At 77.8% G+C, this 580-nt stretch carries 1 protein-coding gene; it reads left to right on the top strand.

Annotated elements, in window-relative coordinates:
* The first annotated feature begins 161 nt into the window (after nt 1–161).
* A complete protein-coding gene (locus tag FOE67_RS27900; protein WP_182667575.1) occupies nt 162–491 on the top strand; it encodes a hypothetical protein in 330 nt (109 codons plus the stop codon).
* Nucleotides 492–580 lie beyond the last annotated feature (89 nt).

The following is a 580-nucleotide window of genomic DNA, read 5'->3' as shown; positions in this document are numbered from 1 at the left end:
GGGACACGGGCGGGCCCCGGCGAACACCGGCCCGCGCGACGCCGTCCACCGTCGGGGCCCGGGAGCCGCCCGCCGGCGGGGCCACCGCGAAGGAACGCGGCACGCCACGGGGCGGCCGAGGGCGCCGGGAACGGGATCGAGGACACCAGGGGGTACATCCGATGATCGAGGACCGCGAGGGGGGCCGGGGGGCCGCGCCCCGCCGTTGGTTGGTGATCAACGCGGGGATCGCCGCCGCGGTCCTCTCCGCCTCGGTGGGGGTGGAGACGGCGCGCGGGGGGTTCACCCCGCTCGGTGGGGTGGTCGCGGTGGTGTGCGGCGTGACGGTCGTCGCCGGCGTTTTCCTGCTGGGGGCCCGCCTGATGAGCGCCTGGCGACGGGGGGCACCGGGCCCGGACCGACCCGTCGGCGGGTCGGAGCCCGGGTGGCGGCCCCGCGCGGAGGGCGCCGTGCCCGGTCCCGGTACCGGTGGTGACCGCCCGCCGATGTGACGGTCACCGGGGGGCGGGGACGTTGATCGACACGTCGGCCCCCCGTAGCGTCGACCAACGTGTTCGAACCACGTTGGTCGACGCTACGG

It is taken from the genome of Streptomyces calidiresistens (assembly GCF_014141525.1).
Classification (GTDB): domain Bacteria; phylum Actinomycetota; class Actinomycetes; order Streptomycetales; family Streptomycetaceae; genus Streptomyces; species Streptomyces calidiresistens.
Note: the sequence above shows the minus strand (reverse complement) of the source record. Positions and strands in the feature narration are given on the sequence as shown.

Excerpts from the sequence above, each read along its gene's own strand:
- FOE67_RS27900 (WP_182667575.1), top strand. The coding sequence starts at position 162 with ATGATCGAGGACCGCGAGGGGGGCCGGGGGGCCGCGCCCCGCCGTTGG.